Source organism: Thalassotalea crassostreae, assembly GCF_001831495.1.
In the GTDB taxonomy this organism is placed as follows: Bacteria; Pseudomonadota; Gammaproteobacteria; order Enterobacterales; family Alteromonadaceae; genus Thalassotalea_A; species Thalassotalea_A crassostreae.
The window spans coordinates 1332480-1346341 of sequence record NZ_CP017689.1; the positions used below are offsets into that span (position 1 = coordinate 1332480).

The following is a 13862-nucleotide window of genomic DNA, read 5'->3' on the forward strand; positions in this document are numbered from 1 at the left end:
AAATGCAAAAAGCTAATACATAAAAGCTTAACCAAACTTATAATAATTTCGAAAAAGGGAAAATGATGAAACGCATCTTAACGCTCGCAGTGGCGGCTTTGTTCGTGCAATCATGCTCAACAGAAACCGAGACTAGCCAAGTGAACGAAAAAATACTCACCCCACCAATAGCGAAAAAAATACCTCATAAAATGGAAATCCATGGTGATGTACGTATTGATGATTATTATTGGATGCGCGATGACACGCGCACCGACCCAGAGATCCTCGCCCATTTGCAAGCGGAAGAAGATTACGCTCAGCAACAAATGGCCCATACCAAAGATTTTCAAAAAACCTTATACGAAGAAATGATCGGGCGTTTAAAGAAAGACGATACGTCAGTGCCGTTTATTGATAACGGATATTCGTATCAAAGTAAGTTTATCCCTGGCAGTGAATATCCCGTTTACGTGCGCACTAAAGATGAGGCTGGCGCCAAAGAAGAAGTCTTACTTGATGTCAATAAAATGGCAGAAGGCTTGGAGTATTATGCCGTAGGTGATTGGTCAATTACTGCAAACAATAAGATTATCGGCTATTCAGAAGATACGCTAAGTCGCCGTGTATACACAATTAAGTTTAAAAATCTTGAAACCGGAGAGATGCTAGCAGACCAAATCACTGGTACTAACGGTCAAGTAATATGGGCAAACGATTCTAAATCGATGTACTACCTTGCCAAAGATCCGCAAACCCTATTAGGTTACCAAGTTTACCGTCACGTTTTAGGTACTGACCAGTCAAGTGATGAGCTAATGTATGAAGAAACTGACAACAGCTTTTATACATATCTTTATAAGACGCTAGATAGTCAATACGTCGGGATCTACCATAGCTCTACGGTAAGTTTGGGGGTGTCGATGTTAGACGCCAATGATGCGTCTGCTAAATTCAGCTTAGCTCATCCAATTGAAGCTGATCTTGAATATGAAGCATATCCATATGGCGATGAGTTTTATATCAAAACCAATTATAAAGCGGCAAATTATCGCATTGTAAAAGCCAGCAAAGAAACGTTAGCGGATAAGGATAAGTGGCAAGATGTAGTTGCTCACAGCGATGACACTTTTATTTCAGGTATATTGGTATTAAAAGATAAACTTGTCTATACCATGCGTACCAAGGGCTTGATGAGTATGGCGATGCTTGATTATAAAAGTGGTCAAGCAGAAACCGTTCAATTTGATGAATCATTGTACTCGGTTGACTTCGAAAAGAACGTTGATTTCAATGCTAAGCAAGTGCGAGTAAGTTACGTTAGTATGACTACTCCAAGCTCGGTTTTTGACATTAATTTAGCTGATATGAGCAAAACGCTACTTAAGCAAGTTGAAGTGGTTGGTGGCTACGATGCCAGTCAATATACGTCAAAACGCATCATGGTGAAGTCACGTGATGGCGTCGATATTCCGGTGAGTATCTTGTATAAAAATGACAGCTTTAAGCAAGACGGGACTAATCCAGTTTTACAATATGCATACGGCTCATACGGCTCAACCAATGATCCTTATTTTGCCAGTCATTTACTTAGCTTAATCGATCGTGGTTTTGTTTATGTACATGCCCATATTCGTGGTAGTCAAATGCTTGGTCGTAAATGGTACGACGATGGTAAATTATTAAACAAAATCAATACATTTAATGACTTTGTTGATGTGAGTCGCTTCCTAGTTGCGGAAAAATACGTTCACCAAGATAAATTATTTGCCTATGGCGGCAGTGCTGGAGGGTTATTAATGGGGGCTATTATCAATCAATCACCCGAGTTATATCGCGGCGTCATTGCAGCAGTACCGTTTGTTGATGTGGTAACGACGATGTTGGATGAGTCTATTCCATTAACTACCAATGAATTTGACGAGTGGGGCAATCCAAAAGAGAAAAAATATTACGACTATATGTTGTCGTACTCTCCATACGATCAAGTGGAAGCAAAAGATTACCCTAACTTGTTAGTGACCACCGGGTTGCATGATTCACAGGTGCAATATTTTGAACCGATGAAGTGGGTAGCAAAACTGAGAGATATGAAGACTGATGATAATGAGTTGATGTTCCACGTAAATATGGGCGCGGGTCATGGTGGTGCATCAGGTCGTTATAAACGCTATATAGACAGAGCGTTTACCTATGCGTTTATGTTTGATTTACTTGAGCAAGCTAAAGAGTAAACCCCATAGTAGTAAATAGAAGATAAGCTTTATAACCTTTAGAAACATACTAAACCAGCGGTTAAGCATCGCTGGTTTTTTTTATTCCACTTTTTGTTAATTGTAAATTTGTATTTCAAAGCATTGAAAAGGCAATAATAGCCAGTTAAAGTGAATTTCTATTATGTATCTTATTTAACTGCTAAATTGAATGCTTGTTGACGGCGGTTAAATTTGTACTAAAACTAAAGTGAAAACAAAAAAGAATTAATCAAAATATAAGATTTAGAGGGAAAGGAATGTCATCTAAGTTCGAACAGGTTTCGTTAAGCCCAAAAGCTAATGTATTGGCCAAGCAAGCAGTTAAGCTCGCTGGTTTTGATTGTCAGTATCAAAAATGGCAGTTAGATAAAATTACTGCTGAAAGCTTTATATTCGTCACAGATGAAATTAGAAGTTTAAAAGAGGATGAATTAAAAGCCATCGTTAGTGTCACCAAGGTTTGCAAAACTCCAAGTCAAATTATCCTTGCCCGCACAGAATCTGGTTTTACCTTTTTAAGCTTTAATTTTGACAATAAAAGTTAAAACAATCGATAGTTCGAAAGAAGTGACGGACTAATTTGACGCACTCAGTCATATACCTGCTCAATCGCTGCTTTCAATTAAGTGCTCTTAATTAGTGATTCCGTGGTTGATTGAGGCACATCCTGGACAAAGTAAATCATCAAACATATGAGTTTTTAAATTAAGCTCATTGCATTCCGCGCAGGTAATAAAATAGGCTGGGTTATTTAAGGTATCATTGATCACATTATCAATGGTTTTGTCATTGGTGTCAGGCGCTAGAGTAGCAATAATGTTGGTGGTTATTTCTGGCTCATAAGGTGCTTGCCAGCTGATATCTTTAATGCCAATGGTGATGGCTGAATCACTGATGTCGATATCAAAAAATTTATCTATATATTGCTTTTTGCTCATAAAGAAAGCATAGCAAACAAACCAAACAAACCGCAGCAATTAAGAAAAATATTTAGATTGTTATATGACTAGGCGTGTTTACAACTTTGTTGAACGGTTACATGGCTGAGCTGAAGCCGATTTCGAACTCTATTTCTTGGTCAATATTTAACATTGGATGGACAGCGTTTTCATGTTTCTCAAGTTCATAAATCACATCGAAATTTTTGCCAAAGATGCTTAGACCTTGATTGTTATTTTCAAAATCGAATTGATGCTTGGTTGGTGTGGGCAATGTATAGCTCATTGAAAAAGTAACGTCATTGCTTGGTTTTACGTAAACATATTGAGATTTAACATTAGCGATTGGTTGTTGCTCTTCTTCGTCACAAAAGATGGAATGAAAATGGGTACCAACAAAGCTAGTGACTTTGACGGTAAGGTTTTCTGCGCTGTTGTATAAGCTAGAAAGTCCTTCAATAAATATATTGCCATCGTCTTCATCACTAAGTTGTAACTGTTTATTGTCTATAGCAACCGTAACTTGGTCAGGTTGTTTTACAAAAGAGCGTTGTGGAGCAGCCACGGCAAGCTCTGTAAAGTCGCTATTAATCACTTGTAAAGGTGCAGAGGTCGAGCCAAACCCATACAACCAGCTATCGTTATTCACGCTTTGCTTGGGCGCTGTCAGGTTATGTGATTGGTTGAGCTGCAGGTTGCTTTTTGTTGAAGCGTCAACAATGGTAAGAGCTGACATATCGTCAAACTCCCCAGGATTTGCTATTGCTGACGTCATCATAACGTTGGCGAATAACAATGCTGTACATTGTATTTTGTTCATGGTTTTAAAAAGCATATTTTGTATTGGTTATTTTTAGAGCAAATAACATAACAATTTCGCAACGTTATATAAAGGTCAATACGAGTCATTTTGAGTTCAATTGTTGTCTATTTGGTTTGAGTGAAAAAATATCGCTTATCTCTTGTTATAAAGGGGTCTAGCTTGATTAGGTATCAGTTAGATATATATTAAATAATAACTCGTTAAAATAAACGGCAGCATTGCAATTTATTGGTTAAACTTAATAAGGTAAGTCGTTTGGCGCAGAAAATTAGGTGGTTGAATGGTTAAAGCATTGTGTAAGTGGAAGAAAAAAGAGATCGAGGGTCACTTGCATGAGCTATGGCATATTGTGGACAAGCCTAGATTTATTTGCAAAACCTGCGCACGTTCATCCCATACTAAAGGTTATTTGTGTAAACCGGTCAAGCTTCCTCACGATAGTCACCGTGAAAGTTGACGAGGGTCAAGGTGGAGCAAGTTAACGCTGATAATGCGACAGCTCAATAAAAACCTTTCTTTCAAACTTGCTCAATAGTTAACGTTATTCCTACCTTGGCAAATTGCTTTTGTTCACGCTCTAATATCGATTTAAACAAATCTTTTGTTGCAAACCATTGATGTTCAAAACTCAAAATTAAGTGCTCTTTCTTGGCCGCGACGTGCCAGTTAACTAAATAATTGTCTTGGCGTTTTTGATTTAACAAAATTGATAATCTAAAGAGGCAAACAAGTTTGCATACCTGATCGGTCTTATAAAGTGAAAATTGAGGGAGTTCATGAGGCTTTAATTTTTTCCGACAGTGCTTAAGCAGGGTAGTTAACAGTAATTGCTGCTCTTGGTTAAACCCTGGCATTGTTGAATGTTCGGTCAAATAAGCCGAGTGTTTATGGCTATTGGTTGAATTGATATGGACACCTATCTCATGTAAATTTGCCGCCCAATCTAACAATAATTTCCCATCAACTATCTTATCTAATGACCAACTTTGTTTTACGCCGTCAAACAGGATTTGGTTAGTTTTAAGTACGCGTTCTACTTGCTCGTTATCAACCGATACTCGATTGCGTAAACTCATTACGCTACGTTCGCGAATATCATGATGCTGCAATTTTTCTTCCATTTCATATAAAGCGCCTTCACGCAGCGCCTTGTCGCAATATTCTAAAGAATCAATGTCGAGCATTTTCATTACCGCGAGCATGACCGCTAAACCACAAACAATGACACCTTTACGGTCATCGCTGATGCCTTTTAAATCGATTTCATCAAAGCAGTCAAATTTCAGTAGCTTTTGTTTTAATGTTTTTAAGTCCTCTAGAGTCAGTCGCTGTTGGGACCTAAGAATTGCGTTAGCGTTTAAGTTAGAGCTTTGGTTAGCGCTTGAGTTAAGGCTATGATCGTCATTGTTGTTGCCAGTAACAATCGTTCCGTTTACCGCTTCTATCAGCGCGGATGCGGTACCGGAAGTAGCAATGCAATGCTGCCAACCTACATTTTTGTATGTTTTTACGATAGGCGCAATTTCCTGCTCAGCATGCAAGAATGCCTGTTTAAATCGCTGCTTAGTGATTTTCCCATCAGCAAAATAACGCTTGCTTAAATTAACGCAGCCAATATTACGACTCGCTAAAGTAAAGGTCTCAAAGCCTTCACCTATAGCGAGCTCGGTAGAGCCGCCGCCAATATCAATTACTAAGCGTTTACCGACCGAGTGAACGCTATGGGCAACGCCTTGATATATCAGTCGCGCCTCTTCTTGTCCGGATATAATATTTATCGGGTAGGGAATGATCGCTTTTGCTTTTTCAATAAACTCCGCTGAATTATTAGCCGCTCGCAGTGAGTAAGTGGCGACGATATTAACATCATCTGGATGAAAGCCTAATAAGGTTTGGTTATAAGTTTCTAACGTCTTTAAACCGCGTTCTATTGCTGATTGATCTAAGTTCAAATCGTCGCTAAGACCATTGGCAAGACGCACTTTAATTTTCTCTTTAAGTAGTATTTGCACATCTTTTTCTACGATTCGCGCGAGTACTAAGTGAAATGAATTTGAGCCTAGATCAACTACGGCAATTGTTTTAGTTGCTGCTATGTTGTTAGTCATGGCTATCACACCTTTGCTCACGTTTCTTTATGTATTGATAAATTTCAAATTGTGATTGATGGGGGCTGCAGGATTTTTCCTTGTCTAGCTTAGCTATATTATCTGCTTTTAAGTAGGCCTTGGTTGCCGTGGTTCGATATTGTTTTTGGGTATTTACATAGTCGTTTTTCTGCTCTTGGTCGATTATACGAGCTTTACAATTATCGTTTAACTGCAATGCTAAGGTATCTAATATTTGCTGTTTTAATGACTCTTCATATATAGGAACACTGACTTCAACTCTGTCTTCTATGTTACGAGTCATCCAATCGGCAGAAGAGATATAGGTAATATTCGCGCCATTGGCATGAAACACCATCACTCGAGAATGTTCTAAATAGCGGTCGATAATACTTATTACCCGAATATTCTCACTTAAGCCCTCAAGGTTTGGCACGAGTGAACACATACCGCGAATAATAAGGTTTACCTCAACTCCAGCATTGTTTGCTTTATAAAGCTTGTCGATTAAGTCTTTATCAACCAAATTATTTAGTTTTAGGGTAATTTTTGCTGGTAGGTTAGCTTGGGCATTATGGATTTCAGCTTTGATTAATTCATTGATCTTTTTGCGCTGATTAATTGGTGATATCAACAAGTGATTAAATTTATATTGTTTATAGCTGTGCTCAATAAATTTAAAGACATTATCGACTTCTTCGGCTATTTGTTGTTTTTTGCTAAAGTAAGCATAATCGGTATAGTATTTAGCTGTATCTTCATTAAAATTACCCGTTGAAATCAATGCATACTTAACGATCCTGCCTTGCTCTTGACGGTTGATTAAACACAATTTTGAATGCACTTTTAATGACGGAATACCGAATAATACTTTAATGCCGGCATCGGTCATTACTTTTGCCCACTCAATGTTATTACTTTCATCAAAGCGTGCTCTTAGTTCGATATTAACAGTGACTTTCTTGCCGTTTTTAACCGCGTCTAACAATGAACCGATAATTTGCGAACGCTCGGCAACACGGTAAATATTGAGCTTAATAGAGGTCACCTTCGGATCAAATGAGGCTTGGCGCACAAACTCTTTAAAATCATGAAACTTGTGATAGGGGTAGTGCAATAAAATATCCTTTTCACTGATCGCGTCAAAAACGGTGTCGTGCTTGCTAAATTCGTTGCAGTTTAAGGCAGGCCATTCTTTGTATCTAAGGTTGGCTTTACCAACATTCGGGAAGCCAATAAAGTCTTTAAAATTGCGGTAACGGTTGCCCGCGGATGTTTGATCAAAACTGGTTAAACCCAATAATTTTTTTAACTTCTTTTCTACCCGTATGGAAATATCTTGGTCGCAGACGACCCTTACTGGCTCTGCGTGTAAACGCTGTTTTATGCCTTTCGACATCTTAACTAATATAGAATCATCAATATCTTGTTCGCTCATGATGTACTCGGCATCGCGGGTCACTTTAAAGGAGTAAGCGTTGATTGCATCGAACTCAAACAAGCCTTTAAATATACTGTCGAGTGAAAACATAATAATGTCGTCGAGCAATATTATTTTTTGATTTTCCTCTACTGACTTTGGTAATAAAACAAAACGTTCGCTATCAATACAGGGCACTTCAAGAGCAGCATACTGGTGCTTGTCGTTATGCTGTAGCTCAATAAAAAGATATATTAGGTGATCGTCAATACAGGACGCTAAATTCATTCTACTGGAAATTATCAATGGTTGTATATAGCGCAATACCTTGTCTTTAAAGTAGGTTTTGAGCCACTGTTGGTGCTCACTAGATAGCGATTCATGGGTGACAATATCAATACCTTGCGTGCTTAACTCTCGTAAAATTTGTTCATAAGTAGCATTAAATTCACTGTTAAATGATGACACTTGTTCATGTATTTCATTAATTAGTTGTTGATACATGTCATGAGCATTGAGGTTTCCTTCGGCTTTTTTGATCAAGGCATTACGTTTCAAGTCTGCAAATTTAACGCGAAAGAACTCGTCTTGATTGTTGGAAAATATGCCAAGAAAACGTAATCGTTCAATGAGAGGCACACTATTATCTTGGGCTTCTTGTAACACGCGTTTATTGAACGCAAGCCAACTCAAATCCCGAGAGAAGTATTGACGCATAGTTAACTCTTTTACACGAAACATAGATGGCTCTAATTTAACGACAAGGAAGATAATGTGTTTTGGTACTTTTTAATTTTAGGATAGAGCTGTTAATAATCAAATAAATCAGCAGCTTAATTCTCGATATTAAACAACTGTAAACTGCAAATGAAGATCAAGATATTTTTGTTGAAGGCTCTGGTTGAAGGCTTTGGTTGAAGGCTTTGGTTTTAGCGAGTTTTAGTAAATTTGAGTACTGATATTAAACAACTGTGCAGTATTGTTTCCACTTGTTGGAGTGCTAATGCTGGCATCAACCCCTATTCGCTATGGGATTTTGTTACTATAGCGGTCTCAGAATGAAGCTTTAGTATAAAACCTTAGTATTAACTTTTGTTAAACGTTAGTTAAACCTCTCTAAGGCCATAGACTCTAGGTAGTAAACTTAATGTACGATTTTATTATTGTTGGTGGTTCGCAAGCAGGTCTTGCAATGGGCTATGAATTAAAAAAACTAGGAATGAATTTTTTAATTGTTGACGGCAATGACGAGATTGGCGGTGCTTGGTTAAAACGTTGGGATTCGCTGACATTATTTACTACACGTGAATTTAATAACTTACCAGGTCTTGCTTTTGAAGGCGTTCGTGAATACCCGAATAAACACGATGTGGCCGACTATTTAAAACGTTACGTTAAGCATTTTCAATTACCTGTGCAGTTAAATACGCTAGTTACAGGACTGCACAAAACGGCAAATGGCTATGAATTAAACTCTAATGTTGGTGATCTTATTTGTAAAAATGTGGTCGTCGCTACAGGCCCATTTCATACACCATTTACCCCAGAATTTGCGACTAAGATTAATCCTAGCGTCACTCAAATTCATGCCAGTGATTACCGTAATCCCAAGCAATTACAAAAAGGTGAAACCTTAGTCGTTGGTGGTGGTGATTCAGGTGTTCAAATTTTATCTGAAGTTGCAGATTTAGGTGAAAAAACCTATTGCTCTGGCATTACCAGTCTAGCCTCATTACCACAAAAGTTTTTAGGTAAAACGTTGTGGTGGTGGTTGGAAAAACTTGGCGTTTTAAGTTTAAGTAAATATAACTGGCTTGGTAAGCAAATTAACAAGCGCATGCAGCCGGTTATTGGTACCGATGTAAAAGCGTTACTTGCGCGCATTAACGTGACTAATGTAGGCCGTACATTAGATGCAACAAATGACAGTATTCGCTGTGTTAACTGTGAACTTAGCTCGGTTAAAAATATCATTTGGGCAACGGGTTTTAAACCTGACTTTAGTTGGATGGGCGATATTGATCTTGATGACAGTGGTTATCCAGTTAACTATCGCGGCGTGTCCAATATCGATGGTATTTACTATATTGGTCTACCTTGGATGTATACTCGAGGATCTGCAACCTTAGGCGGTGTAGCCAAAGATGCTAAATATTTAGGTCAATACATTGGTGACTTAAAAACAACTCCTATAGCAGAACAACCAGCACTTATTCAATAAGTTATTTTCCCCTTCTCAATGATGTGAACCATTAAAATAAAGCTGAATTTAATAGGCCGCCGGTCAATTAGGTTTATTTTCGATGTCGCTAAATTGAGCTTATACTCATACGTAGAAAAATAGTGAATTTTCAGCAATAGTCGGAGTAATATTTCACTTACGAGCTTCTCACTTTTGTTCTCACAAAATATTAACGTTTCAACAACAAATATTATCTAGTATCTAAATCATAAATTTGCTTTAATAGCCGTCATAATTGGTGAAATGCCTAATTAACAGTATTTATTGATAAATGGTGAGATATGACAAAAGTTTTAATTGTAGGTGAACAAGCAGGTGAACAAATCACTTCAGAACATGAAGTGGTCAGCCTTTCTGCTACCTCAAACAATGTTAACTTAGATCAGCCTTATGCAGCTGTTATCTTGCTAATTAACGATCAAGAACTGTTTCAAAAGTGGTTAAATTCCATTCGTAGTAACAGTGTTAATTTTGCTTGCTTAATCTATACCAACAGTAGCAATTTAAGTGAACTTGCTATGGTTGATGGTATCTTGCCTCCAGTATTAGACAAAAAGATTGATTTATTTTTACAACGACAATCTGAATTACAACTTAATACTAATGACAATTTAGAAAGTAAATTGTTAGCCTACCTTTGGTTAAACGAAGCTCGAACGCTACGTCCATCTCGAGTAATAAATAAAGGCGTAAGCTATCAATATCCATTTTTAGAATTATGGGATGAAGGCCAAGGTAAAGAATATTGGCTAAATCGCATGGTGAAAGCTGGTAACTTAGTTCAAGAAAGCTTGATAGATCGCATTCGCCAATGTTCTTCATGTCACTCAACTTTACTTAACTATGTTGATAGTTGTGGTGATTGTGGCTCTATCGATTTGAAAACTTTGCATGCGCTGCATTGTTTTCCTTGTGGTCATGTTGGCGAGCAACAAAGTTTTATTCGTTCAGGCGAGATGGTTTGTCCAAATTGTATGAGCACGCTACGCCATATCGGCACAGATTACGACCGTCCGATTGAAGATAAAGTGTGTAACAGTTGTAACAATCGCTTTGTTGAATCGAGCGTTTCGGCAAATTGTTTTGATTGTGGTCATAACAATGACGTAGATGATTTAATTACTAAAGAATATTTCAGTTTCAGTATAGGCCACAACGGCATTATCAAAATTAAAACCGGTAATGATCCGCAACAACTTGCGACTTCGGTTGGTGAGCCTGTAACTCGCGAACACTTTTCGTGGATGACAAACTGGCTCAACAAAATGGGTCAACGTCAAAGTGAGCAACACCTATTTATTGGCATGAAATTTAGTAACTTGATTGAATTAAGCCAAACTATGTCAACTGTATTGCTTACAGCCCAGCTTGAAGCGTTCAACGAACGCTTACGCAGCTTGTTGAGAACCACAGATATATTTTGTCAATATAGTGACGACACATTGTTCTTCTTGCTTCCTGGCATTATTAAAGGTGGTAAAGAAGTGATAGAAGGTAAATTAGCTGCAATTTCAGAAGAGCAACAAGACAACCCTCTGGAATTGAGCATTACCTTAAATCTTTTACCCGATGTTGCTATGGGTAGTGATATCGAATTTTGGTTAGCTGAGCGCGCACAAGAGTTAACTGGTTAATGGAATTTGGTTTTATCGAATATTTAGTGTATTCAACACTAAATATTTTAAAAGAACATAGCGATGTATTGGTAATTTATTTTCCAATGTTAATGGTGGTTGAGATCCCGCTATTATTCACTACTTTTACCGGAATTGTATTCTGGTATCGTCGAGCAAAACTGCGTGGACCATTAAAAATAGCGCCAAGCGTGAGTTGTATTATCACCTGTTACGGTGAAGGCGATGCGATCAAAGATACAATTTTGACACTATGTGAACAAATTTATCCTGGCAATATTCAAATTATTCCGGTGATTGATGGCGCCAAACAGAATGCAGATACGTATCAAGCCGCCCTTGATTGCTTACCGTTAGCGAAAAAATATCATAATCGAACCATCGATATATTGCCGAAATGGCAACGTGGTGGACGAGTAAGTACGTTAAATGCAGGTTTATATCGTGCTAAAGGTGAAATCGTTATAAACGTCGACGGCGATACTTCATTTGATAACAGCATGGTTTATGAAATGATGAAAGAGTTTGAAGATCCTAACGTACCTGCGGTTGGCGGCTCTTTGCGAGTGCGCAATTGGAACAAATCGATGGTGACGCGCATGCAAGCTCTGGAGTATATGATCTCTATGCAAGCGGGTAAAACAGGTCTTGCAGAGTGGAACTTAATCAACAATATATCCGGTGCCTTTGGCGCTTTTAGACGAAAGTTTTTACAACAAATCGGTGGCTGGGATACTCATAGTGCCGAAGATTTGGACTTAACCGTTCGCATTAAACAATACATGACGCGACACCCGAATATTCGTATTCCGTTTGCAACCAAAGCAATCGGTCACACCGATGCGCCTGAAACATGGAGCGAATTATTCTGGCAACGAATGCGTTGGGATGGCGACTTACTGTTTTTATATTTACGAAAACATCCATATGCTTTTAGCCCTAAATTATTAGGCTTTAAGGGGTTTGTATTTACCCTTATTTATGGTGTCTTGCAGAATATTCTAATGCCGTTATTGGTGGTGTTATTCAATATTTATTTGATCACCTACTATAACATGGAATTATTTTTGGCGATGATAATCGTCCAGTTTTTCGTTTATTTGGTGTTGAGTTTAATACACTTTTTTATCTTTTTGTTCGCCATATCAGAGCGACCTCGACAAGATATGAAAATAATTTATTGGTTACTGTATTTTCCGTTTCCAATATACACATTAGTAACAAGAGTTTTTTCAGCTATCGCGATACTTAATGAAGTATTTAGACGTGGCCATGAAGAAAGTAATATGGCCCCTTGGTGGGTACTGAAGAAAGGAAAGAAATTTTAATGAAGATTAATTTTCAAACTGAAAAGCAGAAAAATGCTAACAGTAATGATGGTTTTAAAGTCATTTATGCACCGGCGAAAAGGCTGGCGTTTAAAATGCGTTGGTACCTGTTGTTAACTTTAATATTGTCGCCTTTGGCTATTTTTAGCTGGTATATGATTGATGATAAATTGTTGGTTACAGCTGATGGTATTTTAACGACCGAGCCAATTACGCTAAAAGCAACACATGATGTCTATGTTAAAAATATCGACGTTAATGTTGGCGATAGGGTTGAAAGCAACCAAACGCTGGTTGAATTAAGTTCACCGGTTGTTGAAAAAGAACTGAACTTATTACTTGCTAAACATAAATCGTTCAAAGAAGAGCAGGAAAAGGGCATCATTAATTTAGAGTCTCTTCATAAGCAACAGATTGCCACCTATAAAAGTGGTCAGTTTAAGCAAAACCAGATGGCTAAGCGTTATGAAAAATATTCTGATCAAGGCGTGTTACCTTTGCACCAGCAATTAATGCTTGAGCAAAACCAATTGGTTGCACAAAGCCAATATCAAGATGCGTTGATTGCTCATGAAGCTGCAGTCAATAATCATAAAAATGGCGCAATGGCCAAGACGATGATGGATATTGAGCTCGCAATATCTAAAGCAAGAGCAATTGAAAATATGCTTACTGTAGACGCACCTAAAGATGCCGTAGTTAATGATATTTTGGTTAATGAAGGCGAGTACGTGTCGGCAGGCGAGCCGCTAATATCCGTTTCAAACTTGGACCAGGCGGTGGTGAATGTTTATTTGTCTCCGGAGCGTATGGATTATGCAAAACTAGGACAAACAGCAACAATTACATTACCTAATGGTGATACGCATCAAGGTGTTATCAATAAGCCAACGCAACTATCGCAAAAGCTGCCTGACATTTTATCTGGTCCATTTGACGGCAATAAACCGGCAATTAAAGTGACATTAGATATCACTCCGGCACCAGAAGTGACTCTTGAAGGATTACCGGTTGAAGTTCGTTTTCATTACAACAATGAAATAATTCAAGAAAATAACATTTTATCTTTTATTAAGAGCTATCTGTAAACTTTAATAAGCCGAAGCGACTTATCGTCGCTTCGGCTTTTTGCTGC

The 13862-nt window shown here is 38.0% G+C and carries 10 protein-coding genes; 6 read left to right on the forward strand and 4 right to left on the reverse strand.

Going from position 1 to position 13862, the window contains the following annotated elements:
- Window positions 1-65: 65 nt before the first annotated feature.
- Window positions 66-2213, forward strand: coding sequence for a S9 family peptidase (locus tag LT090_RS05765; RefSeq protein ID WP_068546559.1), 2148 nt, complete (start codon window positions 66-68; stop codon window positions 2211-2213).
- Between the two features lie 278 nt (window positions 2214-2491).
- On the forward strand, window positions 2492-2779 hold the full coding sequence (locus LT090_RS05770) for a hypothetical protein (RefSeq protein ID WP_068546560.1): 288 nt from the start codon (window positions 2492-2494) through the stop codon (window positions 2777-2779).
- 87 nt (window positions 2780-2866) lie between these two features.
- Here the strand turns inward: LT090_RS05770 and LT090_RS05775 are convergent, their stop codons facing one another.
- The 4 genes from LT090_RS05775 to ppk1 form a co-directional block, all read right to left on the reverse strand.
- Window positions 2867-3172: a hypothetical protein gene (locus LT090_RS05775; RefSeq protein WP_068546561.1), complete on the reverse strand. Its 306-nt coding sequence runs from the start codon at window positions 3170-3172 to the stop codon at window positions 2867-2869.
- A gap of 97 nt (window positions 3173-3269) precedes the next feature.
- Window positions 3270-3992, reverse strand: coding sequence for a hypothetical protein (locus tag LT090_RS05780; protein ID WP_157726630.1), 723 nt, complete (start codon window positions 3990-3992; stop codon window positions 3270-3272).
- Between the two features lie 521 nt (window positions 3993-4513).
- Complete coding sequence (locus LT090_RS05785) at window positions 4514-6103, reverse strand: Ppx/GppA phosphatase family protein (protein WP_068546563.1); 1590 nt, start codon at window positions 6101-6103, stop codon at window positions 4514-4516.
- Window positions 6096-8264 (reverse strand): polyphosphate kinase 1, encoded by a 2169-nt coding sequence (gene ppk1 / locus LT090_RS05790; protein ID WP_068546564.1) that lies wholly within the window; start codon window positions 8262-8264, stop codon window positions 6096-6098. Before ppk1 ends, LT090_RS05785 begins: the two co-directional genes overlap by 8 nt.
- Before the next feature lie 406 nt (window positions 8265-8670).
- Between ppk1 and LT090_RS05795 the strand changes: the two genes are divergently transcribed.
- The 4 genes from LT090_RS05795 to LT090_RS05810 all read left to right on the forward strand — a co-directional run bounded on the left by LT090_RS05795 (window position 8671) and on the right by LT090_RS05810 (window position 13815).
- Complete coding sequence (locus LT090_RS05795) at window positions 8671-9744, forward strand: flavin-containing monooxygenase (protein ID WP_068546565.1); 1074 nt, start codon at window positions 8671-8673, stop codon at window positions 9742-9744.
- 302 nt (window positions 9745-10046) lie between these two features.
- On the forward strand, window positions 10047-11399 hold the full coding sequence (locus LT090_RS05800; RefSeq protein WP_068546566.1) for a TackOD1 domain-containing metal-binding protein: 1353 nt from the start codon (window positions 10047-10049) through the stop codon (window positions 11397-11399).
- On the forward strand, window positions 11399-12727 hold the full coding sequence (locus LT090_RS05805) for a glycosyltransferase family 2 protein (RefSeq protein ID WP_068546567.1): 1329 nt from the start codon (window positions 11399-11401) through the stop codon (window positions 12725-12727). The genes LT090_RS05800 and LT090_RS05805 overlap by 1 nt, the downstream gene beginning before the upstream one ends.
- Window positions 12727-13815: an HlyD family secretion protein gene (locus LT090_RS05810; protein WP_068546568.1), complete on the forward strand. Its 1089-nt coding sequence runs from the start codon at window positions 12727-12729 to the stop codon at window positions 13813-13815. The genes LT090_RS05805 and LT090_RS05810 overlap by 1 nt, the downstream gene beginning before the upstream one ends.
- The last annotated feature ends 47 nt before the right edge of the window (window positions 13816-13862 follow it).

Excerpts from the sequence above, each read along its gene's own strand:
- LT090_RS05780 (WP_157726630.1), bottom strand. The coding sequence starts at position 3,992 with ATGAACAAAATACAATGTACAGCATTGTTATTCGCCAACGTTATGATG.
- LT090_RS05810 (WP_068546568.1), top strand. The coding sequence starts at position 12,727 with ATGAAGATTAATTTTCAAACTGAAAAGCAGAAAAATGCTAACAGTAAT.
- LT090_RS05795 (WP_068546565.1), top strand. The coding sequence starts at position 8,671 with ATGTACGATTTTATTATTGTTGGTGGTTCGCAAGCAGGTCTTGCAATG.
- LT090_RS05775 (WP_068546561.1), bottom strand. The coding sequence starts at position 3,172 with ATGAGCAAAAAGCAATATATAGATAAATTTTTTGATATCGACATCAGT.
- LT090_RS05770 (WP_068546560.1), top strand. The coding sequence starts at position 2,492 with ATGTCATCTAAGTTCGAACAGGTTTCGTTAAGCCCAAAAGCTAATGTA.
- LT090_RS05800 (WP_068546566.1), top strand. The coding sequence starts at position 10,047 with ATGACAAAAGTTTTAATTGTAGGTGAACAAGCAGGTGAACAAATCACT.
- LT090_RS05805 (WP_068546567.1), top strand. The coding sequence starts at position 11,399 with ATGGAATTTGGTTTTATCGAATATTTAGTGTATTCAACACTAAATATT.
- ppk1 (WP_068546564.1), bottom strand. The coding sequence starts at position 8,264 with ATGTTTCGTGTAAAAGAGTTAACTATGCGTCAATACTTCTCTCGGGAT.
- LT090_RS05765 (WP_068546559.1), top strand. The coding sequence starts at position 66 with ATGAAACGCATCTTAACGCTCGCAGTGGCGGCTTTGTTCGTGCAATCA.
- LT090_RS05785 (WP_068546563.1), bottom strand. The coding sequence starts at position 6,103 with ATGACTAACAACATAGCAGCAACTAAAACAATTGCCGTAGTTGATCTA.